The sequence below is a fragment of the Ralstonia flatus genome, assembly GCF_958439105.1.
In the GTDB taxonomy this organism is placed as follows: Bacteria; Pseudomonadota; Gammaproteobacteria; order Burkholderiales; family Burkholderiaceae; genus Ralstonia; species Ralstonia flatus.
In genome coordinates, this window is the sequence record NZ_CAUDLI010000003.1 from 452,106 (window position 1) to 473,122 (window position 21,017).

At 65.9% G+C, this 21,017-nt stretch carries 17 protein-coding genes; 8 read left to right on the top strand and 9 right to left on the bottom strand.

Annotated elements, in window-relative coordinates:
• Positions 1-36: 36 nt before the first annotated feature.
• From R2676_RS09130 to R2676_RS09150, 5 genes are all read right to left on the bottom strand, one after another.
• Positions 37-618 (bottom strand): NUDIX domain-containing protein, encoded by a 582-nt coding sequence (locus tag R2676_RS09130; protein ID WP_206275612.1) that lies wholly within the window; start codon positions 616-618, stop codon positions 37-39.
• A gap of 14 nt (positions 619-632) precedes the next feature.
• On the bottom strand, positions 633-1,670 hold the full coding sequence (locus R2676_RS09135; RefSeq protein WP_206275771.1) for a threonine aldolase family protein: 1,038 nt from the start codon (positions 1,668-1,670) through the stop codon (positions 633-635).
• Between the two features lie 43 nt (positions 1,671-1,713).
• A complete protein-coding gene (locus R2676_RS09140) occupies positions 1,714-1,902 on the bottom strand; it encodes a 4-oxalocrotonate tautomerase (protein WP_004629375.1) in 189 nt (62 codons plus the stop codon).
• A 55-nt stretch (positions 1,903-1,957) separates the two neighbouring features.
• Positions 1,958-2,743, bottom strand: coding sequence for a class II aldolase/adducin family protein (locus tag R2676_RS09145; protein WP_206275613.1), 786 nt, complete (start codon positions 2,741-2,743; stop codon positions 1,958-1,960).
• Between the two features lie 75 nt (positions 2,744-2,818).
• Positions 2,819-4,033 (bottom strand): YbfB/YjiJ family MFS transporter, encoded by a 1,215-nt coding sequence (locus R2676_RS09150; protein WP_206275614.1) that lies wholly within the window; start codon positions 4,031-4,033, stop codon positions 2,819-2,821.
• Positions 4,034-4,135: 102 nt separating this feature from the next.
• Between R2676_RS09150 and R2676_RS09155 the strand changes: the two genes are divergently transcribed.
• The gene (locus tag R2676_RS09155) at positions 4,136-5,044 is read left to right on the top strand and encodes a LysR family transcriptional regulator (RefSeq protein ID WP_206275615.1); all 909 of its coding nucleotides are present in this window, start codon (positions 4,136-4,138) and stop codon (positions 5,042-5,044) included.
• Positions 5,045-5,087: 43 nt separating this feature from the next.
• On the opposite strand, the gene R2676_RS09160 is transcribed toward R2676_RS09155, so the two are convergent.
• From R2676_RS09160 to R2676_RS09170, 3 genes are all read right to left on the bottom strand, one after another.
• A complete protein-coding gene (locus tag R2676_RS09160; protein ID WP_206275616.1) occupies positions 5,088-7,196 on the bottom strand; it encodes a TonB-dependent siderophore receptor in 2,109 nt (702 codons plus the stop codon).
• 233 nt (positions 7,197-7,429) lie between these two features.
• Positions 7,430-8,491 carry a purine-nucleoside phosphorylase gene (locus tag R2676_RS09165; protein ID WP_206275617.1) on the bottom strand — a complete coding sequence of 354 codons (1,062 nt, stop codon included), beginning with the start codon at positions 8,489-8,491 and terminating at the stop codon, positions 7,430-7,432.
• Positions 8,488-9,603: a purine-nucleoside phosphorylase gene (locus R2676_RS09170; protein ID WP_206275618.1), complete on the bottom strand. Its 1,116-nt coding sequence runs from the start codon at positions 9,601-9,603 to the stop codon at positions 8,488-8,490. Before R2676_RS09170 ends, R2676_RS09165 begins: the two co-directional genes overlap by 4 nt.
• A gap of 411 nt (positions 9,604-10,014) precedes the next feature.
• Here R2676_RS09170 and R2676_RS09175 point away from each other — a divergent pair, with 411 nt between their 5' ends.
• Positions 10,015-11,835, top strand: a complete 1,821-nt coding sequence (locus R2676_RS09175) for an ArnT family glycosyltransferase (protein ID WP_206275619.1) — start codon at positions 10,015-10,017, stop codon at positions 11,833-11,835.
• 78 nt (positions 11,836-11,913) lie between these two features.
• Here the strand turns inward: R2676_RS09175 and alaS are convergent, their stop codons facing one another.
• Complete coding sequence (gene alaS, locus R2676_RS09180; protein WP_206275620.1) at positions 11,914-14,556, bottom strand: alanine--tRNA ligase; 2,643 nt, start codon at positions 14,554-14,556, stop codon at positions 11,914-11,916.
• Between the two features lie 206 nt (positions 14,557-14,762).
• On the opposite strand from alaS, the gene R2676_RS09185 reads away from it, so the two are divergent.
• The 6 genes from R2676_RS09185 to R2676_RS09210 all read left to right on the top strand — a co-directional run bounded on the left by R2676_RS09185 (position 14,763) and on the right by R2676_RS09210 (position 20,958).
• The gene (locus R2676_RS09185; protein WP_206275772.1) at positions 14,763-15,983 is read left to right on the top strand and encodes a CaiB/BaiF CoA transferase family protein; all 1,221 of its coding nucleotides are present in this window, start codon (positions 14,763-14,765) and stop codon (positions 15,981-15,983) included.
• A gap of 47 nt (positions 15,984-16,030) precedes the next feature.
• Positions 16,031-16,483 (top strand): DUF2214 family protein, encoded by a 453-nt coding sequence (locus R2676_RS09190; protein ID WP_206275621.1) that lies wholly within the window; start codon positions 16,031-16,033, stop codon positions 16,481-16,483.
• Positions 16,484-16,730: 247 nt separating this feature from the next.
• Positions 16,731-17,153, top strand: a complete 423-nt coding sequence (locus R2676_RS09195) for a tripartite tricarboxylate transporter TctB family protein (RefSeq protein ID WP_316857110.1) — start codon at positions 16,731-16,733, stop codon at positions 17,151-17,153.
• Between the two features lie 19 nt (positions 17,154-17,172).
• A complete protein-coding gene (locus R2676_RS09200) occupies positions 17,173-18,675 on the top strand; it encodes a tripartite tricarboxylate transporter permease (RefSeq protein WP_027677912.1) in 1,503 nt (500 codons plus the stop codon).
• A gap of 197 nt (positions 18,676-18,872) precedes the next feature.
• The gene (locus R2676_RS09205) at positions 18,873-19,871 is read left to right on the top strand and encodes a lipase family alpha/beta hydrolase (RefSeq protein WP_206275622.1); all 999 of its coding nucleotides are present in this window, start codon (positions 18,873-18,875) and stop codon (positions 19,869-19,871) included.
• A 67-nt stretch (positions 19,872-19,938) separates the two neighbouring features.
• Positions 19,939-20,958, top strand: a complete 1,020-nt coding sequence (locus R2676_RS09210) for a lipase secretion chaperone (protein WP_316857062.1) — start codon at positions 19,939-19,941, stop codon at positions 20,956-20,958.
• Positions 20,959-21,017 lie beyond the last annotated feature (59 nt).

The following is a 21,017-nucleotide window of genomic DNA, read 5'->3' on the forward strand; positions in this document are numbered from 1 at the left end:
TGGTACGGGCAAGCGGCGCAGTGCCGCTCGCATCAGTCATTCCGGGATTGTAACGAGCCGCGTGGGTTGCCACTGGCGCGGCGGCGGCTCGGCCGGTTCGCCGGTACGGATGTCGATGTAGCTGACCGGCAGGCCGCGCGCGGTCAGGAAATCGGCGACGGCATAGCCGGTGCCGGCCGTCCACGGACGGACTTTCTCAAACGGCTTCAGGCGATATTCGACCAACTCTTCCGACAACGCGATCTCGCCATCGGCCACCACGTGGTACGCAATGATGAGTTCGTTCTTGCGGATGAACTCATACACGCCGATCAGCGAGATCGATTGTGCGTCGAGGTTCGTCTCTTCCTTCAGCTCCCGCGCGATGCCCTCTTCGGGCGTCTCGTCGCGTTCGAGAAAGCCCGTGACGAGCGCGAACATGCCCTCCGGCCACAGTGCGTTGCGCGCCAGGAACATCTGCCCGCGATATTCGACAACCGCCGCCAGGACAGGCAACGGATTGTTCCAGTGCACGAAGCCGCAGTCCTGCGCCGGGCACGCGATGCGCAAGCGGCCGGCGTTGTGCTGCTCGACGAGCGGCGTGGCGCATTGCGGACAGAAACGGTAGTCGAAGCTCATGGCAGTCAGATCGATTAAACGGCCTGCGCGCAGGCTGCGCGAATATCGGCGGCGAAGGCTTCCACCGTCTCGGGTTGCACGTCCCACGAGCACATCAGGCGGCAACCGCCCGCACCAATGAACGTGTAGAAGCGCCAGCCGCGCGCGCGCAGCGTCTCGATGGCGGGTAGCGGCAGCTCGGCAAACACGGCGTTCGATTCGGTCGGGAACATGATGCGCACGCCCGGCACGTCGGCAATGCGCGCGTGCAGCAGCTGCGCCATCGCGTTGCCGTGACGCGCGTTGCGCAGCCACACGTCGTTCTCGAGCAAACCCAGCCACGGCGCCGAGATGAAGCGCATCTTCGACGCAAGCTGCCCGGCCTGCTTGACGCGATAGGCAAAATCTTCCGCCAGGCGGCGGTCGAAAAAGACCACGGCCTCGCCGACGGGCAGACCGTTCTTCGTGCCGCCAAAGCACAGCACATCCACGCCGGCGCGCCAAGTGATCTCGGACGGATGCACGCCCAGCGTTGCCACCGCATTCGCAAAACGCGCGCCGTCCATGTGCACGCGCAGCTGCCGGCGCTTGGCAATCGCGGCAATCGCGCGCACCTCGTCGACGGTGTAGACGGTGCCGACTTCCGTTGACTGCGTCAGCGAAACGACTTTGGGTTTGGGATAGTGGATATCGGAGCGCCGCGTGACGAGCGCTTCGACCGCATCCGGCGTGAGCTTGCCGTTTTCGCCTTTGGCGGTCAGCAGCTTGGAGCCGTTGGAGAAGAACTCCGGACCGCCGCATTCGTCGGTTTCGATGTGCGCCAGCTCGTGGCAGATCACGGAGTGATACGACTGGCACAGCGACGACAGCGCCAGCGAATTGGCGGCCGTGCCGTTGAAGACGAAGAAAACTTCGCAGTCGGTCTCGAACAGGTCGCGGATGCGGTCGCACACGCGCTGCGTCCAGGAATCATCGCCATAGGCCGGCTCGTGGCCGCTGCCATTGGCCTCCAGGAAATACTTCAGCGACTCCGGGCAGAAGCCCGCGTAGTTGTCTGAGGCGAAATGCTGCATGGGCTGCATGGCGGACCGGCAAATGGGAGTGGAAGAGGACGGGTTACTTCTGTTCGGACCACAGCACGCCGCCGGTGGCCCAGTTTTCGCGCTTGATGTCGGTGATGATGATGTCGACGGCGCCCGGCGCGCAGCCCAGCGATTCACACGTGACGCGCGTCACTTCTTCGACGAGCTTCCTTTTCTGCTCAACGCTGCGGCCCTCGAACATCTCGATATGGAAAGTCGGCATGGTGTCTCCTGTTTGGTGAATCGCTTTGACAGTCGCGGCGGTTGTGCCAGTCGCGTCAGTCGCGATATGAAGCGTCGATTTTATCCAGTTTGCGCAACAGCGCCGGCCACTCGATCACGCCTTCGATGGCGCCGCCATCTTCGAGCTGCTCTGCCGCACGCTCTGCCACTTCCGGCGCGGGCGCGACGACCTCGCCGCCGGCAAGCGCGTGAATCTGGATCTCGCATGCCTTGATGAGCGTGGCCATCAGCACGTGCGCCTCGGCCACGGTCCGGCCGATGGTGAGGGTGCCGTGATTGCGCAGCAGCATGGCGAAATGATGGCCGAGCGACGCGGTGAGGCGCGCGCCCTCCTCCGGCGTAAAGGCAAGACCTTCGTAATCGTGATAGGCGATGCACCGGTGAAACCGCAGCGCATGCTGAGACAGCGGCAGCAGCCCGTGCTTCTGCGCGGACACGGCAATGCCCGCCGTGTTATGCAGATGGACCACACACTGCGCGTCGGGCCGCGCGGCATGCACTGCAGCGTGCAACGCAAAACCCGTCACGTTGACGGACGGGCGTGCTGCCGCATCGGGCCAGTCGCCGACGAGCTGGCCGCGGCCATTGATCTTGACCAGGTTGGATGCGGTGATCTCGTCGAACGCGAGGCCGAACGCGTTGATCAGGAAGTGATCAGGCTCGCCGGGCACGGTGGCCGACAGATGGGTGTAGACAAGGTCGTCCCAACCGTTGAGCGCGGCCAGTCGGTACGCGGCGGCAAGGTCGACCCGCACGGCGCGTTCGGCCTGGCTGATCTCGCCGCCGGGCACAACGGCATCGGGGCGCAAGGCAAAAGACATGAGGCTCCTCCAATGGAGGAGGCATTCTAGAACGGGCGCGTCGACCGCGTGGTGGGCGCCTTCACATGCCGCGCATCACGCACGCGCGGGCGACGCGCGCCTGACCGCAACGAAGATCACCACGCCCGCCACGAGCGACACCGCCGCCACCGCCAGCGATGCATTGAAGCCGCCCGTGGCGGCAAACAGGCGGTTTGCCAGCGGCGGCCCTGCGATCTGGCCGATGCCATACGCGGCCGTCATCAAGCCCATCAGACGGGGCGCCGCATGCGGCCACAGCCGGCGCGCCTCGCGCATGGCGAACAGCGTGATCGCGGTGAACGGCAGGCCGAGCAGCGTGCTGGACAGCGCCAACCCGGCCACCGTGGGCCACACGATGCTGATCGCCACGGCCACCGCTTGCATTGCGTATGCCGTGGCCAGCAGCGAGCGGTTGTCGCGCGCCAAACTGATCCGGGTCGAAAGGAACGCGCCGAGGGCGACGCCCGCACCGAACATCGGCCAAAACAGGTCTGGCCAGACGGAACCCGCGGGCAGCACCTTGCGGGCGATCACCGGTAGGAACGTGGCGGTGATGATGTAACCGAAGCCGGCCAGGCCGTAGGCAATCGTGAGCGCGCTGGTGGGCGCATCCAGGCCCGGTGCCGCGCCGGAAGCCGCCGGCGCCGGAGCAGCATGCGCATGGGTTTCCGGCCGGATGGTCGACCACACCGCCGCCGAGAGCAGCGCTGACAGCACGCCAAACGCCAGCCATGCCGACGTGGCGTGCCAACCCAGCGCCACCATGCCGCTGGCCGCCAGCCCCGGAATGGCGATGCCCAAGCCGGGCCCGCAGAAGATGATGCCGCCAAGCGCCGCATGCCCAAGCTCGGTCAGCCGATGCAGGCACCAGCCGGCCGTGAAGACGAACACGAGCGCGCTGGCCATGCCTGCCGCAAAGCGCAGCAGAAGCCACGCCGACTGCCCTTGCAGCACGCCCATTCCGGCCGTCAGCAGCACCGTCGCAACCAGGCCGGTGCGGATGAGCCGCGCCGCGTCGCCACGCACCGCCATGCAGGCCAGCGCGCCCACGAAATAACCAAGGTAGTTGCCAGTGGCCAGCCAGCTGCCCTGCGCCAGCGTCAGGCTGCCGTCGTGCAGCATCATCGGCAGGATCGGCGTGAAGGCGAAGCGGCCGATGCCCATCGCCACCGACAGCGCGACCATGCCCGCAATCGCCACGCGCCAGGCGGTGGCCCGCTGGGAATGCGCGGCGGACACGGCGGAGGTGGACGACAGGATGTGCTCCATGGAAAGGCCTGGATGAGGAAATCGGCACTTCATCGTACGCAAGGCCGATCATCCTGAAAAATGAATTATATTGAACAAACCCATTAGCATTTGAGATACATCATGGATCTGTCCTCGCTCGAGATCTTCCGGACGGTCGTGCGCGAAGGCGGTGTCACGCGGGCGGCGCAGCAGCTCAATCGCGTGCAGTCGAATGTGACGACCCGCATCCGCCAGCTGGAAACTTCGCTCGGCGTGCAACTGTTTGTGCGCGAAAGCAAGCGCATGGTGCTGACGCCGGCCGGGCAGACCCTGCTGACCTACGCCGACGACATCCTCCGCCTGGCCGCCGAAGCACGCCAGGCCGTGCAGCCGCGCGAGCCGCATGGGCGCCTGCGCATTGCCTCGATGGAAAGCACGGCGGCCAGCCGCCTGCCGGCCCTGCTCGCCACGCTGCATCAGCGCTGGCCGCGCGTGCAGCTCGAACTGGTGACGATGACCACGCGCCACTCCCTTCAGGCGCTGTCGAACTTTGAAGTCGATTGCGCGTTCGTTGCCGAAACCGCGTGCCTGAACAACACGCGCGCCGCCATGACGACGCTGCCGGCCTTTGCGGAAGAGCTGGTGGTGATTGCACACCGCGCCCATCCGCCGATCCGTCGCGCTTCGGATGTGCAGACCACGGGCCTGCTCGCATTCGAACCCGGCTGCGCCTATCGGCAGCTGATCGAAGACTGGTTTGCAGCAGACGGCGTGGCGCCGTCGCGGGTGCTGGAGCTGGGCTCATACCACGCCATCATCGCGTGCGCGGCGGCTGGGATTGGCGTGGCGCTGGTGCCGCGCTCGGTGCTTGAGCTGTATACGAACGCGCCGGAAATCAGCCTCCATGCGCTGGGCAAACCGGGCCGCGTCGACACGCTGCTTGCCTGGCACCGCGACATGGCTGGCCCCGCCCTGCAGGCGCTGGTGCAACTGCTGAGCGAGCCGCAGCCGACGGCAAAGGCCTCTGCGCGCGAGGCCGTTGCAGCCTGACGGGAAAGCAGAGATCGAGACTGCCCCCCTCAGCTGACCGATCTCACAGATCGATCTTCATGCCGAGCTTGAAGAGGCGCGGTGCCCCCATCGACAGACGATTGTTGCCGGCGCCCGCCCAGTAGCGCTTGTCGGTCAGGTTGTCGACATTGAATTGCAGCGTCGCGCGCTTGCCCGAAATGCGGGTCACGTAGCGCACGCCGGCGCTGAAGAGCGTCGTGCCGCCCAGCTCTGCCTGGTTGGCGTCGTTCACGGGGCGCGGGCCGAGGTAGTAGGCGCCCGCGTTGAACGAGACAGAACGCAGCATCGGCAATGTGTATTCGGCAAAAACGCTGGCGGTGCTGCGCGGCGTGTTCTCCGGTGTTTTTCCGTCGAGACCGTTGCCGACACCGCGGAACTTCGCGTCCGTCCAGCCGGCCGAGGCCAGCAGCGACAAGTCCTTGGTGACGCGGCCCTGCGCAGTCAGCTCGACACCCCGAATCCGCTCGCGGCCGTCCTGCACGAAGATGTTCGCGTCGTTGGTGTAGCTCGCCGCGCGGTCGATGTCGTACACGGCGGCGGCGAGTTGCGTGCCGGCCGGCGTTTCGTAGCGCACGCCCACTTCCTTCTGCTCGGACAGCGCAGGCGGCATGGCCACGTTGGCGTTGGCGGCCGTGTTCGGAGCCCGCGCGCCGGCTTCCAACCCTTGCGCGTACGACGCATACGCCGACAGTGCAGGCGTGAACTTGTAGATGACAGCCCCCAGCGGCGTGGTCTTGCTGGCCTCGTAGCGGTTGGGCGCCTGCTCGCTGGTGTAGCGCGTGTAGCGCAGGCCGGCGATGACTTGCCAGTGCTCCGATAGCGTCATGCGATCCAGCGCGTAGACGCCCGTGTCCACGGCGCGCTGCTCGGCCGTAAAGCCGGTGCCGGTGGTCGGCAGCCAGCCGAGGTCGACAGGGTTGTACAGATTCTGCGTGCCGGAAAAGCGGTCGGAGTACACCGCCGCCTGGCGCATGTCGGAACGCGCAACGCCGAAGGTCAGGTCATGCGTGATCCAACCCGTCTTCTCCGTACCGGAAACGTCGGCCCGCACGTGGCTTGTATTCCAGCGACCGCTCTGGCGCTGGCCGGACAGCGTGCCGGCGCCCGTCAGCGCGTTGGTCAGCTTGAATTCTGAGAACGCCCGCGTGCGCGCCGTCTCCGACAAGCCGCCTTCCACCGTCAGCAGCCACACATCGGCGAGCGCGTAATCGGCACGCAGCAACGCGTTGGTGTTGTTGCCATCAAAGTCGGCCCAGCCTGGCGAAATCCGTTTGCTCGGGTCGGGCATGGCCGGCAAGGTGATCACCCCGTTTTTCGCGGCGGGCAGCGTCACCACCGACTGCTCGGTGATGACCTTGCGCGAATATTCCACGTCGGCTTTCAGGCTCAGGCGGCTGTTGACCTTCCAGTCGAAGGCCACGGCGGCAAGCTGGCGCGTGCCGTCAATGCCGCTGGTAGGCGACTGCAACGAGCCACCCGCGGCGTTGAAGCGAATGCCGTACTGATTGTCTTCACCGAAGCGGCGCCCGACGTCGAGCGTGCCCACAGCGGTGCCGTTGCTGTCGAACTGCATGCCGAGCGTCGTCACCGGCGTATTGCCCGCCCGCTTGGTCACGAGATTGACTACACCGCCCGGCGTCGTGTAGCCGTAATACAGCGCCGACACGCCCTTCAGCACCTCCACGCGTTCCTTGTCTTCCAGCGGGATCGCCGTGAGTGCTGCCATCGGCATCGAGCCGTTGAAGCGGAAATTGGTCCGGTTCTCCAGCGTCACGCCGCGGATGGCGAGGTTGTCGAACGTTTCGCCCGACAACTGCTGGCGCGTCACGCCCGCCGTATTGCGCACCGCGTCGTACAGCGACGTGTCCTGCTGCGCGTCGAGCGCCTCGCGCGTGACCACGTTCACTGTGGCAGGAATGTCGCGCAACGCCATGCCGCGGAACGCCCCAACCTGCGCCGTACTGGCCGCAAAGCCCCGCTGGCTGCCTGCCGTGATGGTCGTCTCGTTGAGGTCCACCGTGGCGCTGCCTGCGGCCGGCTGGCCTGCTTCGGCATGCGCCAATGTGGAAACGGCAAGAGGAATGGCGGCGAGCGCGCAGGAAAAAGCGCGGGCCGTGAGATGACGGTTCATCGCAGGCAACAGAGTCGATCAGGATTGGCGAAACCGGACGCGCGGCAATGCGCTGAGAGAAGAGAAAACGCGCCGCAAAACATCACGCGGCGCGTCGATCTGTTGGCTGGCAGGTGGAAACCCGCTGGCTCGCCCGGTTGGAGCGATGGTCAGCGGGTGGGCATTCGCCCGTGGCCTTCCATCAAATGAGGATGATTCGCATTATATAGATTGAAATGTGATGTCAGCAACTGTTAATTCGCCGGCACCCCCTGTTTCCACTGGGGCCAGTGCTGCACGATGTCGTCCAACAACGGCTTGGCCGCATTGACGAGATTGTGCGTGGCCGGCACGAAACCACCCTGCTGCGCATAGTTGATGAGCCCGTCGGAGGCGCTCTGGCCGTCGTATGGACGATCGAAGTCGGACCCGGCGCGCAGCAGGGCCACGCGGCTGAAGTCGACCTTGCCGGCACGGGCGCCGCGCGTCAGGACTTCCAGCGTGGCGTTGTCTTCTTGCGCCGTCGTGCAGTAGGTGCCCTTGTTGTCGGTCATCGTCTTCACCCAGTCACGCGCTCGCTGTCCGAGGTTGCGGCCGGCCCACCATGTGTCGGCGGAAGCCACGTCGCACTGGATGACGGCAGGCGGCTGGTTGGCCGGCGCATATGCGTAGTTCTTGCGGAAGGCGATGGCCTCGGGGCTGTCTTCCAGCGTCGCCGATTTCGACAGCGTGTACGCCTTCTGCAGCAGCGTCTCGTTGAGCTGGAACACCTCGGTGCGGTAGTCCATCGGCGGCTTCTGGCCGGGGCCCTTGGTGCCGATGCCGAAGTAGCCGTACGGCCAGCCGGCCGGCATCTCGCGCGCATCGATCTCGTGCGACAGGCCGTAATCAACCGCATACCGCGCCCACGCCGCCGAGCCCACCGTCCCCTGCCCCGGATCGATGCCCGCAATGCCGGCAATCACAAAGTACGTGTGCGAGAGATCCAGCTTGCTGCGATAGAGCAGCGCGGAAATCGTCGACGCGGCATTCGCGTAGCCCATGCCTGTGGTGACCTGGCAGATGCCGTCGTAGTTGCACAGCATGTTCGGTGCATCGGGCGACAGGCCGGAGATATAGACCTTCTCCTTCAGGTCGTAGCGGTCGATAAAGGGTTGGGCTTCGCCCTGGAACATGTTGATGACGATGACCTTCACTCCGTCATACGCGCAGCTGTTCAAGGTCAGCGCTGCGGCACCGACGGCGCAAAGCTTCGCGATCGTACGCAAACTCGTACGCACACGCGGCATGGGCATCTTGAATCGGGAATCGATCATGGCGAGGGCACTCCGTGTTTCCACACGCTCCAGCGCGTGACGATCTCGTTGACCAGCGGACCGCCCGCCAGGTACAGGTTGTTGAGCGACGGCACGAACCCGCCCGAGTTGCTGTTGACCAGCGAGTCGTACGGCGTCTGCCCCGGATACGGCCGATCGAAGTTGGACGCGGTGCGCAGCACGGCCACGCGCTGCAGGTCGAGCAGGCCCGCCTTCGCACCGCGCGTGAGCGCCTCGAACGTGGCGTTGTCTTCCTGCTGCGTGGTGCAGTAGGCGCCCTGCCCGTCCGTCAGCAGCTTGACCCACGCGGCTTCACGCTCGCCCAGCTTGGCACCGTGCCAGTACGTATTGCCGGCAGCGGTGTCGCATTGCACGACAGAGGGCGGCTGGTTGGCGGGTGCGCTCGGGTAGTTGGCGCGATAAGCCCGCGCGGTGGCGTTGTCATCCAGCACCGCGCCCTTGGAGAGCGCCAGCGCCTTCTGCAGCAGCACCTCGTTCACGCGGAAGACTTCGGTCTTGTAATCCAGCGGCGGCTTCTGCCCGGGGCCTTGCGTGTTGATGCCGATGAAACCGTTCGGCCAGCTGGCGGGCACCTCGCGCGCATCGATCTCCCACGCGATGTCGCTGTCGACCAGGAAGCGCGCCCACGCGGCGCTGCCCAGCGTGCCCTGCGACGGGTCGATCCCCGCAATGCCCGCCACGAGGAAGTACGTGCGCTGCAGATCGAACTTGCCGCTGTAGATCAGCGCCGACACCGACGACGCAGCATTCGCCTTGCCCATGCCGGTGGTGAGCTGGCAGACGTCGCTGGCGTTGCAATGCACGTTCGGATAGTCGATGGACAGGCCCGGCACCGGCACGTCCTGCGTGAGACCGAGTTTGTCGATCCACGGCTGCGCCTCCGGCGCGAACATGCTGATGATCAGCACCTTGACCTTGCGCGCGTGCGATTCCGGTGCGAGTTGCGCACCCGGCTGCGTCGACGCGCCAACGCCCGCCGCCAGCAATGCGCCAACCGCGACGGCACGCGCCAATCGTTTGCCTTTGCGCCCGAGCAGCCGGTGCGGCGGCTGCGGTGGCGGGGCGTCAACCTTGTCAGATAGGACGCTCATGGTTCTCCTCGGATTTTGGGGGATGGGGATGGGATCAACCCGCGCTGTGGGGAACAGCGCGCGCCACCGATGCAAATTGCCTGCCAGGCGGCAAACACGCTCTACGCAATCGGCAACGTGTTCCGGTATAGGCCATGGCGGCGCCTGTCTCCAGCCGGGCACCGTTCCCGAGCTTGTCCTTGCGATGCAGACAAGCCCCACCGCGGGGCGCCCCGTGCCCTGAAAGCCGCTCGGCCCGCCCGCTGAAACCCGTTGCTCAGGTTTCTGACGCGCCGCTCAGGGTCTCCGTAAGTTGCGCGTGATGTACTCCACAGCGCCCCGCCAGACCGGGTCGGGGCGTTTTGTCTGACATCCAAGCCGATCGGCCATCTTCTTCCGCGCCGCATCCGGCTAACCGGAAACCCTCGCACCATGCAGGAACCCACACGCCCTGGACGGCGGAGCGCACACGCGCCCGCCGCGACCACGCACGCGCGTGACTTCACCGCCCGTCCTGCCCTGCTTGCCACAGGCGGGGCGATCACGCCGGCAGCGCCATCCGTGCGCGCATGGCCCTGGCGCGCGTTGCGCAAATGGCTCCTCGTCGCGCTGGTCGCCTGCGCCTACCTGTTGCCCGGCACGCTCGGCCACGACCCGTGGAAGCAGGACGAGACCTACACGTTCGGCATCGTCCAGCACATGGTGGCAACCGGCGACCCGATCGTGCCGGTCAGCGCAGGCCAACCCTTTGTCGAAAAGCCGCCGCTCTATGCGTGGGTGGCCAGCACGCTGGTCTGGCTGCTGGCAGACGTGCTGCCCGCGCACGACGCCGCGCGGCTCGCGAGCGCACTGTTTGCCGGACTCGCGCTTGCGTTCACGGCGCGGCTCGCACGGGCCGCCACAGGCGCAGCTTCATGGACGGATGCGCGCGTGCTCGGCACGGTGGCGCTGTGCGCAGGCTCGCTGATCGTCGTCAAACATGCGCACGAGATGATTACCGACGTGGCATTGCTGGCAGGCACCGCTATCGGGTTCTGCGGCTTGTTCGAATGCGTGCAGCCGGCAACGCGTGCCCGCGGCTCGGCATGGCTGCTCGGCATTGGCATGGGGATGGCGCTGCTGGCCAAGGGCGTATTCATTCCGCTGGTGTTCTGCATCACGATCGCCGGCGCTGGCGTAGTGCTGCCGGCCTGCCGTAGTCGCGTATTCGCACGACAACTCGGCACGGCGGCGCTCGTCTTCCTTCCGTTCGCCACGATCTGGCCAACGCTTTTCTATTTGCGTGCGCCGGACCTCTTTCAGGTCTGGTTCTGGGACAACAACATCGGACGCTTCCTGGGCTTCTCCGTGCCGGTGCTGGGCGCGGAGAATGACGATCCGTTCTACGTCTGGCATTCGCTGCTGACCATCGGGTTTCCGGCCGGCCCGCTGGCGCTCGTCGCGCTGGCCTGCGGCGCATGGCGAGACTGGCGCACACCGCACGTGGCGCTGCCGCTCGTGTTCGCGGCGGTGGGGCTGCTGGCGCTCCAAGTCTCGGCGACGGCCCGTCCGTTGTACCTGCTGCCGTTCATCGTGCCGTTGGCAACGCTGGGGCAGCGCGCGATCACACGGCTGCCGATGCGCGTGCACGTTGCGTGGGATTACCTCGGCCGCGCGCTGTTCGGCACCATCGCACTGCTCACGTGGCTGCTGTGGGCCGTCATGACGGAAAGCACATCGCATGCAGGCCTGCGCTGGCTCGACCGCTGGTTGCCGGTCGACTGGATCTTGCCGATCCAGCCGACGCTCGTGGCCGCGGCGCTGGCCCTCACAGTCGGATGGCTCTGGCTGCTGCCACGCCTGAAAGCGGCCGGCGCATGGCGCGGGGCAATGTCATGGGCGGCCGGCGCCTTGGTCGGCTGGGGCTTGATCGGCACCCTGCTCCTGCCGTGGCTGGACGAAGCCAAAAGCTATCGCTCCGTGTTCGACAGCCTCGGCGTCAAGCTGGCCCCCGCCTGGCGCATGGATGACTGCATGGCGAGCCTGCATCTGGGCGAATCGGAGGCGCCCATGCTGCGCTACTTCACCGGCATCCTGCACCAGCCCGTCGGGCAATCCACCGCACAGCATTGCCGATGGCTGATCGTCCAGGACAGCCATGCGCACGCGCGAACGCCCGGAATGGAGTGGACCCTGTTCTGGTCGGGCGCCCGCCATGGCGACCGAAATGAACGCCTGCGCGTCTTCCAGCGGGAAATCGCACCGCCGCCCTGATCGCCCCAAAACAAAACGGCGCGCGCCCCGTTGCCAGGAGCGCGCGCCGTTCAGCGCATGCGGTGCGAAGGCGTTACATCAGACCTTTTGCTGCACCCACGCTGCCACACCGGCCAGCGCCTGCGGCAGGTTGCCCGGCTCCGTGCCGCCAGCCTGGGCCATGTCCGGGCGGCCGCCACCCTTGCCGCCGACCTGCTGGGCAACAAAGTTGACCAGCTCGCCCGCCTTGACCTTGGCCGTGGCGTCAGCCGTCACGCCGGCAATCAGCGCGACCTTGCCGTCGCTCACGCTGCCCAGCACGATGGCTGCGGTCTGCAGCTTGTCCTTGAGCTTGTCCATGGTCTCGCGCAGCGTCTTGGCATCGGCGCCGTCCAGCTTGGCAGCCAGCACCTTGATGCCGGCAACGTCCACGGCCTGGCTCACGAGTTCGTCGCCCTGGCTTGCGGCCAGCTTCGACTTCAGGCGCTCCAGTTCCTTCTCGAGCGTCTTGACCTGGTCCTGCACCTGCACGATGCGCTGCGTCAATTCCGACGGCTGCGCACGCAGCGCGGCGGCCGCTTCGTTGATGCGCGTATCGAGCGTCTGCAGGTAGTGCAGCACGTTGTCGCCGGTGATGGCTTCCACACGGCGGATGCCCGCTGCCACGCCCGACTCGCTCACGATCTTGAACAGGCCGATATCGCCCGTGCGCGCCACGTGCGTGCCACCACACAGTTCCTTCGACGAACCGATCGAGAGCACGCGCACTTCGTCGCCGTACTTCTCGCCGAAGAGCGCCATCGCGCCATTCTTGACCGCGTCGTCAAAGCCCATGAGCTGCGCGCTCGTGGCCGCGTTGGCGAAAATTTCTGCGTTGACGCGCGCTTCCACTTCGCGGATCTGCAGCGGCGTCATCGGTGCGTTGTGCGAGAAGTCGAAGCGCGTCTTTTCCGCATCGACCAGCGAGCCCTTCTGCTGCACGTGGCTGCCCAGCACTTCGCGCAGCGCCTTGTGCATCAGGTGCGTTGCCGAGTGGTTGCGCATGGTGCGCGCGCGGCGCACAGCGTCCACTTCGGCCGACACGGCATCGCCCACCTTCAGCACGCCGGTGCGCAGCTCGCCGTGGTGGCCGAACACTTCCGGCTGCACCTTCAGCGTGTCGGCCACGTCAAACCAGACGGTCGCGGCCTTGAGCGTGCCCTGGTCGCCAACCTGGCCGCCCGATTCCGCATAGAACGGGGTGTGGTCCAGCACCACCACGCCGGTCTGGCCCGGATGCATTTCCTGCACCGATGCGCCATCCACAAACAGCGCCGTCACGCGAGCGGTTTCGCGCACCAGCTGGTCGTACCCGTGGAACGTGGTCTTGTCGCCGGTGTAGTCGAGCGTGCCGGCGGCCATCTTGAACTTGCCGGCCGCGCGTGCCTGCTCGCGCTGGCGGTTCATGGCGGCGTCAAAGGCCGCTTCGTCGACGATCACGTCGTTCTCGCGGCAGACGTCTTGCGTCAGGTCCAGCGGGAAGCCGTAGGTGTCGTGCAGCTTGAAGGCGAGTTCGCCGTCGAGCATCTTTGCGCCGGAGGTCTTCAGTTCGCCCAGCGCGGCGTCCAGAATCGACATGCCGTGCTCGATGGTCTCGAAGAAGCGGGCTTCTTCCGTCCGGAGCACTTCGACCACGCGGTCGCGCGCCTCGCGCAGTTCTGGATACGCTTCGCCCATCTGCGCGACGAGGTCGTCCACCAGCTTGTGGAAGAACGCTGCGCGGCAGCCGAGCTTGTAACCGTGGCGGATGGCGCGGCGGATGATCCGGCGCAGCACATAGCCGCGGCCTTCATTGCCCGGGATCACACCGTCGACGATCAGGAACGAGCATGCGCGGATGTGGTCGGCAATCACGCGCAGCGAGTTGTTGGCCAGATCCTTGGTGTTGGTCTCGCGCGCCGCGGCGGCGATGAGCGCCTGGAACAGGTCGATCTCGTAGTTGCTGTGCACGTGCTGCAGGATCGCAGCCAGACGCTCCATGCCCATGCCGGTGTCGACGCACGGCGCGGGCAGCGGGGTCAGCGTGTATTCGCCGGTCGCCGGATCGAGCTGGCGATCGAACTGCATGAACACGTTGTTCCAGATTTCGATGTAGCGGTCACCGTCGGCTTCCGGGCTTCCCGGGGGGCCGCCCCACACGTCCGGGCCGTGGTCGTAGAAGATTTCCGAGCACGGGCCGCACGGGCCGGTTTCGGCCATCTGCCAGAAGTTGTCGGAGGCATACGGCGCGCCCTTGTTGTCGCCGATGCGCACGACGCGCTCGGGCGGCAGGCCGATGACCTTGGTCCAGATGTCGTAGGCCTCGTCGTCGGTCTGGTAGACGGTGGCCCACAGCTTCTCGGCCGGCAGCTTGTATTCCTGCGTCAGCAGCTCCCACGCCCACACGAGTGCGTCGCGCTTGAAGTAGTCGCCGAACGACCAGTTGCCGAGCATTTCGAAGAACGTGTGGTGACGCGCGGTGTAGCCGACGTTTTCCAGGTCGTTGTGCTTGCCGCCGGCGCGCAGGCAGCGCTGCACGGACGCCGCGCGCACGTACGGGCGCTTGTCGGTACCGAGAAAGACGTCCTTGAACTGCACCATGCCGGAGTTGGTGAACAGCAGCGTCGGGTCGTTGCCCGGCACCAGCGGCGAGGAGCGCACCACGGTGTGGCCCTTCGTCTCGAAGAACGTCAGGAATTTTTGGCGGATATCGGAGGCTTTCATGTCGCGGGGTGCCGAGTCAGCATTGCGCCTTGGAGCATCCCGCTCCTGAGCGCCTTGGATTAGTGCAAACCGTTGATTATACGGGGTTCGCGCCCGGGTCGCGTCCATTCTGCGCCGCATTTTCCGCGCTTGGTCGCAAGGGGCTGCGACGCCGCCGGGGCGTGGTGTAGAGTGCACCCGATCCAATCGTGTCGATTTGTCAATCCATGGGCGCTCTGAGCCATCTTCGTGTTCTCGACCTGACCCGCGTGCTTGCCGGCCCCTGGTGCGCGCAGAACCTTGCCGATTTTGGGGCCGACGTCATCAAAGTGGAGCGCCCCGGCGCCGGCGACGACACGCGCACATGGGGCCCGCCGTGGCTCAAGGACGAGGCGGGCAACAACACCGCCGAAGCCGCCTATTACCTCGCCGCCAACCGAAACAAGCGCTCCATCACCGTCGACATCAGCACGCCCGAGGGCCAGGACATCGTGCGCAAGCTTGCCGCGCACGCCGATGTGGTGCTCGAGAACTACAAGGTCGGCCAGCTGAAGAAATACGGGCTCGACTACGCATCGCTCAAGGCGGTGAAGCCTGACCTCGTCTACTGCTCCATCACGGGCTTCGGCCAGACCGGCCCTTACGCCGCCCGCGCCGGCTACGACTTCATCGTGCAGGGCATGGGCGGCTTCATGAGCCTGACCGGCGAGCGCGACGACCTGCCCGGCGGCGGCCCCCAAAAGGCCGGCGTGGCCATCTCCGATTTGATGACCGGCATGTACGCCACCGTCGCCGTGCTGGCAGCGCTTGCGCACCGCGACCGCACCGGCGAGGGCCAGTACATCGACATGGCGCTGCTCGACGTGCAGGTCGCCATGCTGGCCAACATGAATACCAACTACCTCGCCAGCGGCCAGGCGCCCAAGCGCTGGGGCAATGCGCATCCGAATATCGTGCCGTATCAGACGTTCCAGGCCGCCAATGGCTGGATCATCGTGGCGGTCGGCAATGACGGCCAGTTCCGGCGCTTTGTGGATGCGGGCGGCATGCCCGAGCTGGCCGACGACCCGCGCTTTGCCACCAACCCGCAGCGCGTGGCCAACCGCGACGTCCTGGTGCCGATCCTGGCCGAGATGGTCAAGCGCCTGAGCAAAGGCGAATGGATCGACAAGCTCGAAGCCGCCGGCGTGCCGTGCGGTCCGATCAACTCGCTCGACGAGGTGTTCGACAACGAACAGGTGCAGGCGCGCGGCCTGCGCGTCGACCTGCCTCACCCGAGCGCCGGCGCTGTCAAGCTGGTCGGCAGCCCAGTCAAGATGAGCGCCACGCCGCCCAAGGCTACAAGCCATCCGCCGCTGCTGGGCGAACACACCGAGGCCGTGCTGCGCGACGTGCTGAACTTGAACGCGGAGCAGATCGAAACGCTGCGCGAGCGCGGCGTGATCTGAGCCCGGGCGTTTCGCGCCAACCCTTTCCCCACCCTGACGAGGTCAACATGTGGCTTGATGCGTTGCTGGCTTACCTGCATTACATCTCGATCTTCACGCTGATCGTCTTTCTCACCGCCGAGGCCGTGGTGCTGCGCCCGGGCATGACGCCCGAAATCCGCAAACGCCTGGGACGTTATGACGCTGTGTACGGGGTGGCGGCCGTCGCGGTGCTGATCACCGGCGCGCTGCGTGTGCTGTACGGAGCCAAGGGCTACGCGTTTTACGTACACAACCCGGTCTTTCACATCAAGGTGGGCCTGTTCATTCTCGTGGGGCTGCTGTCGATCGTGCCGACCATCAACATCCTGCGCTGGAACAAGCAAGGCAAGACGTTGCCCGACTTCGTGCCCACACCGTCGGAGATCGCCAAGACGCGCCGCTGGGTCATGATCGAGTCGCACCTGATCATCTTCATTCCGCTGGCCGCCGTGCTGATGGCGCGCGGGATCGGCATGTAGTGCAACGCTAGGGACAAACCCTGAATCGTTTGCCTGGGCGCCGCGCCGGCTCACGACGCGGCCCGACATCCCCTCCGCAAGGTGCTTGAAAGCCGGTCTGCTTAGCGTGCAAACTTGGTCGCCTTATCAGGTACGAGGCGGCCCGCCATACCCGGCGCGGTACGCCACCCCGAGGAGACCAGTCTTGCAGAACGATCCACAAGGTCGTCCGGTGATCCGCAGTCACCAGGACTTTGCATCCGGCATCATGTTCATCGTCGCCGGCGCGGCGTTTGCCATTCTGGCGCGCAGCTACCGCATGGGCACGGCCGGCAGCATGGGCCCGGGCTATTTCCCGTTCTGGCTGGGCGTGCTGCTCGTGCTGCTGGGCGTGGTGGTACTCGTGCAATCGCTGTCTCGCAAGGGCGTGGTCGACCGCATTCCGCGTTGGGACGTCAAGACGCTACTGTGGATTCTCGGCTCGGTTGTTCTGTTCGGACTGCTGCTGCAACCGCTTGGCCTGGTGCTGTCGCTGGTGGTGCTCGTCTTCGTCTCGAGCATGGCCAGCCACGAGTTCACGCTCAAGGGCGCGGCCGGCACCGCCATCGTGATGGTCGTCATGAGCCTCGCGGCGTTCGTCTACGGGCTCAAGTTGCAGTTCCCGGTGTGGCCTGCCTTCATCGGCAATTGAGCGAGAGGCACACGACACCATGGACCTCTTTGCCAATCTCGCGCTGGGCTTCTCCACCGCGCTTTCCATCCAGAACCTGATCTACGCGTTCATCGGCTGCGTGCTCGGTACGTTGATCGGCGTGTTGCCGGGCCTGGGCCCCATCGCCACGATTGCGATGCTGCTGCCGGCCACGTACGCGCTGCCGCCGGTGGCCGCGCTCATCATGCTGGCCGGCATTTACTACGGCGCGCAGTACGGCGGCTCTACCACGGCCATCCTCGTTAATCTGCCGGGCGAATCCTCCTCGGTGGTGACCACCATCGACGGCTACCAGATGGCACGGCGCGGACGCGCGGGCGTGGCGCTGGCCACCGCCGGCCTCGGCTCGTTCTTCGCGGGCTGCGTGGCCACGCTGGTGCTGGCCGCATTTGCCACGCCGTTGTCGGAATTCGCGTTCAACTTCGGGCCGGCGGAATATTTCTCGTTGATGGTGCTGGGCCTGATCGGCGCGGTCGTGCTGGCGTCTGGCTCGCTCGTCAAGGCGATTGCGATGATCGTGCTGGGCCTGCTGCTCGGCCTCGTCGGCACCGATGTGAACTCGGGCACCGCGCGGTATTCGTTTGACGTGCCGGAGCTGGCCGACGGGCTGAACTTCGTGTCGGTGGCGATGGGCGTGTTCGGCTTTGCCGAAATCATCGCCAACCTCGAACAGAAGGAACACCGCGAAACCTTCGTCGAGCACGTCCGCAACCTGTGGCCCAGCCGCGAAGACTTCAAGCGAATGATCCCGGCGGTGCTGCGCGGCACGGCGCTCGGCTCGGTGCTGGGCATCCTGCCGGGCGGCGGCGCGACGCTCGCGTCGTTCGCGTCGTACTCGCTGGAGAAGAAGACCTCGAAGTATTCGAGCGAATTCGGCAAGGGCGCCATCGAGGGCGTGGCCGGCCCCGAATCGGCCAACAACGCCGCGGCGCAGACGTCGTTCATTCCGCTGCTCACGCTCGGCATTCCGCCCAACGCCGTGATGGCGCTGATGGTCGGCGCCATGACCATCCACAATATCCAGCCCGGGCCGCAGGTGATGACCAGCAACCCCGCGCTGTTCTGGGGCCTCATCGCCTCGATGTGGATCGGCAACCTGATGCTGATCGTGCTGAACCTGCCGATGATCGGCGTGTGGGTGCGCCTGCTGAAAGTGCCGTATCGCTTCCTGTATCCGGCCATTCTGGTGTTCTGCTGCATCGGCGTGTATTCGGTGTCGAACACGACGTTCGATATCTTCCAGACGGCGCTCTTCGGCTTGATCGGCTACATGTTCGTCAAGCTTCGCTGCGAACCGGCGCCGATGCTGCTCGGCTTCGTGCTCGGGCCGATGATGGAAGAGAACTTCCGCCGCGCGCTGCTGCTCTCGCGCGGCGATTTCTCTACGTTTGTGACGCGGCCGCTGTCGCTGGGGCTGCTGATCGCGGCAGGCATCCTCGTGTTGCTGGTGGCACTGCCCGCCATCAACAGAAAACGCGAGGAAGCGTTTCAAGAGGAATAGGAATAAGAACGGCGACGTTGCTGCATCGCACCCTACTCAACCGGAGGCTCGCCCTCCGGTTTTTGTTTGCGCACGCGGCAGCGCAGCATTAGAGCCAAACCTCCACTTCAGTTGACGTCGGACACGGCGCTTCGGATAACGGAGGGCGATCGGCCCATAGAGGTCGACCACCTATCCAATGTCCAGGAGACAACCGAATGTCACAGACTTCCCTGCTCCATGCTGTGTATGGATCAGTGCGCGGCTTCCTGCGCACGCACGCTGCAGCCGCCGTTTTGGCCACATCCGCCCTCACCCTGGGGACCGCCGCACCGGCGCAGGCCGCCGGCACCTATGCCGCGACCAAGTACCCGATCGTGCTGGTGCATGGCCTGTCCGGCACCAGCAAGTTCCTCGGCGTGGTCGACTACTGGTATCAGATTCCCGAAGACCTGCGCGCCAATGGCGCCAATGTCTACGTGGCGGATGTCTCCGCCTTCAACGATGAAACCGTGCGCGGCGAACAGCTCGTCAGCCAGATCCGCAGCGTGCTTGCCACCACGGGCGCAGCCAAGGTCAACCTGATCGGGCACAGCCAGGGCGGGCTGACCTCGCGCTACGCCGCGGCCGTCGTGCCAAATCTCGTGGCTTCGGTCACCACCATCGGCACGCCCCACAAGGGTTCGGAGTTTGCGGACTTCGTGGAGTCGACACCGGCGCCGTTCAAGGCACTCGTGAACCTCGGTGCCGATGTATTCGGCTCGGTGCTCGGCTGGTTCAACGGCAACAGCAATCCGCAGAATGGCTTTGCGGCACTGCATATCCTGTCGACATCGGGCGCGGCCGATTTCAACAGGGCGTTCCCCAGCGCGGGCCTCGCCAGCGGATGCAACACCGGCAGCGCCACCGACGTGCGCAACGGCAACGTGCAGAAGCTGTATTCGTGGACGGGCCGCTCCACCGCAACCAACGTGCTCGACCTGTTCGATCCGGTACTGGTTTTCAGCGGCGGCGTCATGCAGGCGCGTGGCTCGGGAACCAACGACGGGCTCGTCTCCGTGTGCAGCGCAAAGTTTGGGCAGGTCTTGTCGACGGATTACGCCTGGAATCACCTGGATGAGGTCAACCAGCTGCTCGGCCTGATCGGCTGGGGCGCGGCCGACCCGGTTGCGGTGATCCGCACGCAAGCGAATCGACTGAAGACGGCCGGTCTCTGACCATCCGACCATTCGACCACCCAAGGCATTCCCCACCATGAAGCTCCAATCGCCATCGATACAGCCCATGACGTTTGTTGCCGCCGTGCTGGTGGCGGTGTCGATGGCGGGCGGGGTCTACTGGTGGCATGCGTCGGACGCGCCTGACGCGCCCATGGCGCAGCCGCAGGCGGCCAAGGGCGCCTTCATCGGCAGTGTCGGCGCCGAACCTTCGGCACAGGCCGCGCCTGCACCGGAGCTGGCCGATACACAGGCGCCGGACGGCCTGCATGTGGATGCGCACGGCCACCTCATCGTCGAAGCCGCCGATCGCGCGGTGTTCGACTACTTCCTCGACGTGCCTGCCTCGCTGCCCGAGGCGCAGCGTGTGTCGATGGCCGAGGCGCATCTGCGCGCCAAGCTGGTCACGCCGGCGCTGGCGGAGGCGCAATCGCTGCTGCAGCACTACCTGGCCTATCGCAAGGCGGCGGCTCCAAGCGGCGCCACCAGCCGCAACAAGCCGAGCCTCGAACAGGTCCAGCAGCGCCCGGAGTTGATCGCCACGCTGCGCCAGCAGTTGAGCGACCGCTCCGCGCTGCGCCGCCAATACCTTGGCGCAGACGTCGCCCACGCCTGGTATGGCGATGACGACGCCATGGACGCCGCCGCGCTCGACCGCCTCGCTGTGATGGCCGACCCGTCGCTCACGCCGGAACAGCGCGCGGCCAGGATCGCCGCCATCGACTCCAATCTCCCGCCATCGGTACAGCAGGCGCGCCGGGACGCCTCCGCCCCGCTCAAGCTCGCCAGCGACATGGAAGCATGGACCAAGCAGGGCATGAGCGAAGCCGAGATGCGCCAGCGCCTGTCCGCCCGCGGCGTGGACAGCCTCGTGGCTGACCGCCTGATCCAGGGCAACCGCGAAGAAGCCGACTGGCGCAACCGCTACGACGCCTACGCCCGTGAACGCGATCGCATCAACGCCTTTGCCGGCCTGTCGGACGCCGATCGGGCCGCGCAAATCGCGCAACTGCGTCAACAGACCTTCACTGCCTCGAATGAGCTGTTGCGCGCACAGGCCCTCGACGGCCTGGCCCAGCGCAAATAGCGTCCGGGGGCGTAAACCGCCGGGCACGGTAAAATCGCGGGATTGCCGAATCACGCACT

What these genes read in the sequence shown, in the direction of transcription:
- R2676_RS09195 (WP_316857110.1), top strand. Translation starts at nt 16,731, where the DNA reads ATGTTCATCGTCGCCGGCGCGGCGTTTGCCATTCTGGCGCGCAGCTAC.
- R2676_RS09135 (WP_206275771.1), bottom strand. Translation starts at nt 1,670, where the DNA reads ATGCAGCATTTCGCCTCAGACAACTACGCGGGCTTCTGCCCGGAGTCG.
- R2676_RS09130 (WP_206275612.1), bottom strand. Translation starts at nt 618, where the DNA reads ATGAGCTTCGACTACCGTTTCTGTCCGCAATGCGCCACGCCGCTCGTC.
- R2676_RS09160 (WP_206275616.1), bottom strand. Translation starts at nt 7,196, where the DNA reads ATGAACCGTCATCTCACGGCCCGCGCTTTTTCCTGCGCGCTCGCCGCC.
- R2676_RS09145 (WP_206275613.1), bottom strand. Translation starts at nt 2,743, where the DNA reads ATGTCTTTTGCCTTGCGCCCCGATGCCGTTGTGCCCGGCGGCGAGATC.
- R2676_RS09185 (WP_206275772.1), top strand. Translation starts at nt 14,763, where the DNA reads ATGGGCGCTCTGAGCCATCTTCGTGTTCTCGACCTGACCCGCGTGCTT.
- R2676_RS09205 (WP_206275622.1), top strand. Translation starts at nt 18,873, where the DNA reads ATGTCACAGACTTCCCTGCTCCATGCTGTGTATGGATCAGTGCGCGGC.
- alaS (WP_206275620.1), bottom strand. Translation starts at nt 14,556, where the DNA reads ATGAAAGCCTCCGATATCCGCCAAAAATTCCTGACGTTCTTCGAGACG.
- R2676_RS09200 (WP_027677912.1), top strand. Translation starts at nt 17,173, where the DNA reads ATGGACCTCTTTGCCAATCTCGCGCTGGGCTTCTCCACCGCGCTTTCC.
- R2676_RS09210 (WP_316857062.1), top strand. Translation starts at nt 19,939, where the DNA reads ATGACGTTTGTTGCCGCCGTGCTGGTGGCGGTGTCGATGGCGGGCGGG.
- R2676_RS09155 (WP_206275615.1), top strand. Translation starts at nt 4,136, where the DNA reads ATGGATCTGTCCTCGCTCGAGATCTTCCGGACGGTCGTGCGCGAAGGC.
- R2676_RS09190 (WP_206275621.1), top strand. Translation starts at nt 16,031, where the DNA reads ATGTGGCTTGATGCGTTGCTGGCTTACCTGCATTACATCTCGATCTTC.
- R2676_RS09175 (WP_206275619.1), top strand. Translation starts at nt 10,015, where the DNA reads ATGCAGGAACCCACACGCCCTGGACGGCGGAGCGCACACGCGCCCGCC.
- R2676_RS09165 (WP_206275617.1), bottom strand. Translation starts at nt 8,491, where the DNA reads ATGATCGATTCCCGATTCAAGATGCCCATGCCGCGTGTGCGTACGAGT.
- R2676_RS09150 (WP_206275614.1), bottom strand. Translation starts at nt 4,033, where the DNA reads ATGGAGCACATCCTGTCGTCCACCTCCGCCGTGTCCGCCGCGCATTCC.
- R2676_RS09140 (WP_004629375.1), bottom strand. Translation starts at nt 1,902, where the DNA reads ATGCCGACTTTCCATATCGAGATGTTCGAGGGCCGCAGCGTTGAGCAG.
- R2676_RS09170 (WP_206275618.1), bottom strand. Translation starts at nt 9,603, where the DNA reads ATGAGCGTCCTATCTGACAAGGTTGACGCCCCGCCACCGCAGCCGCCG.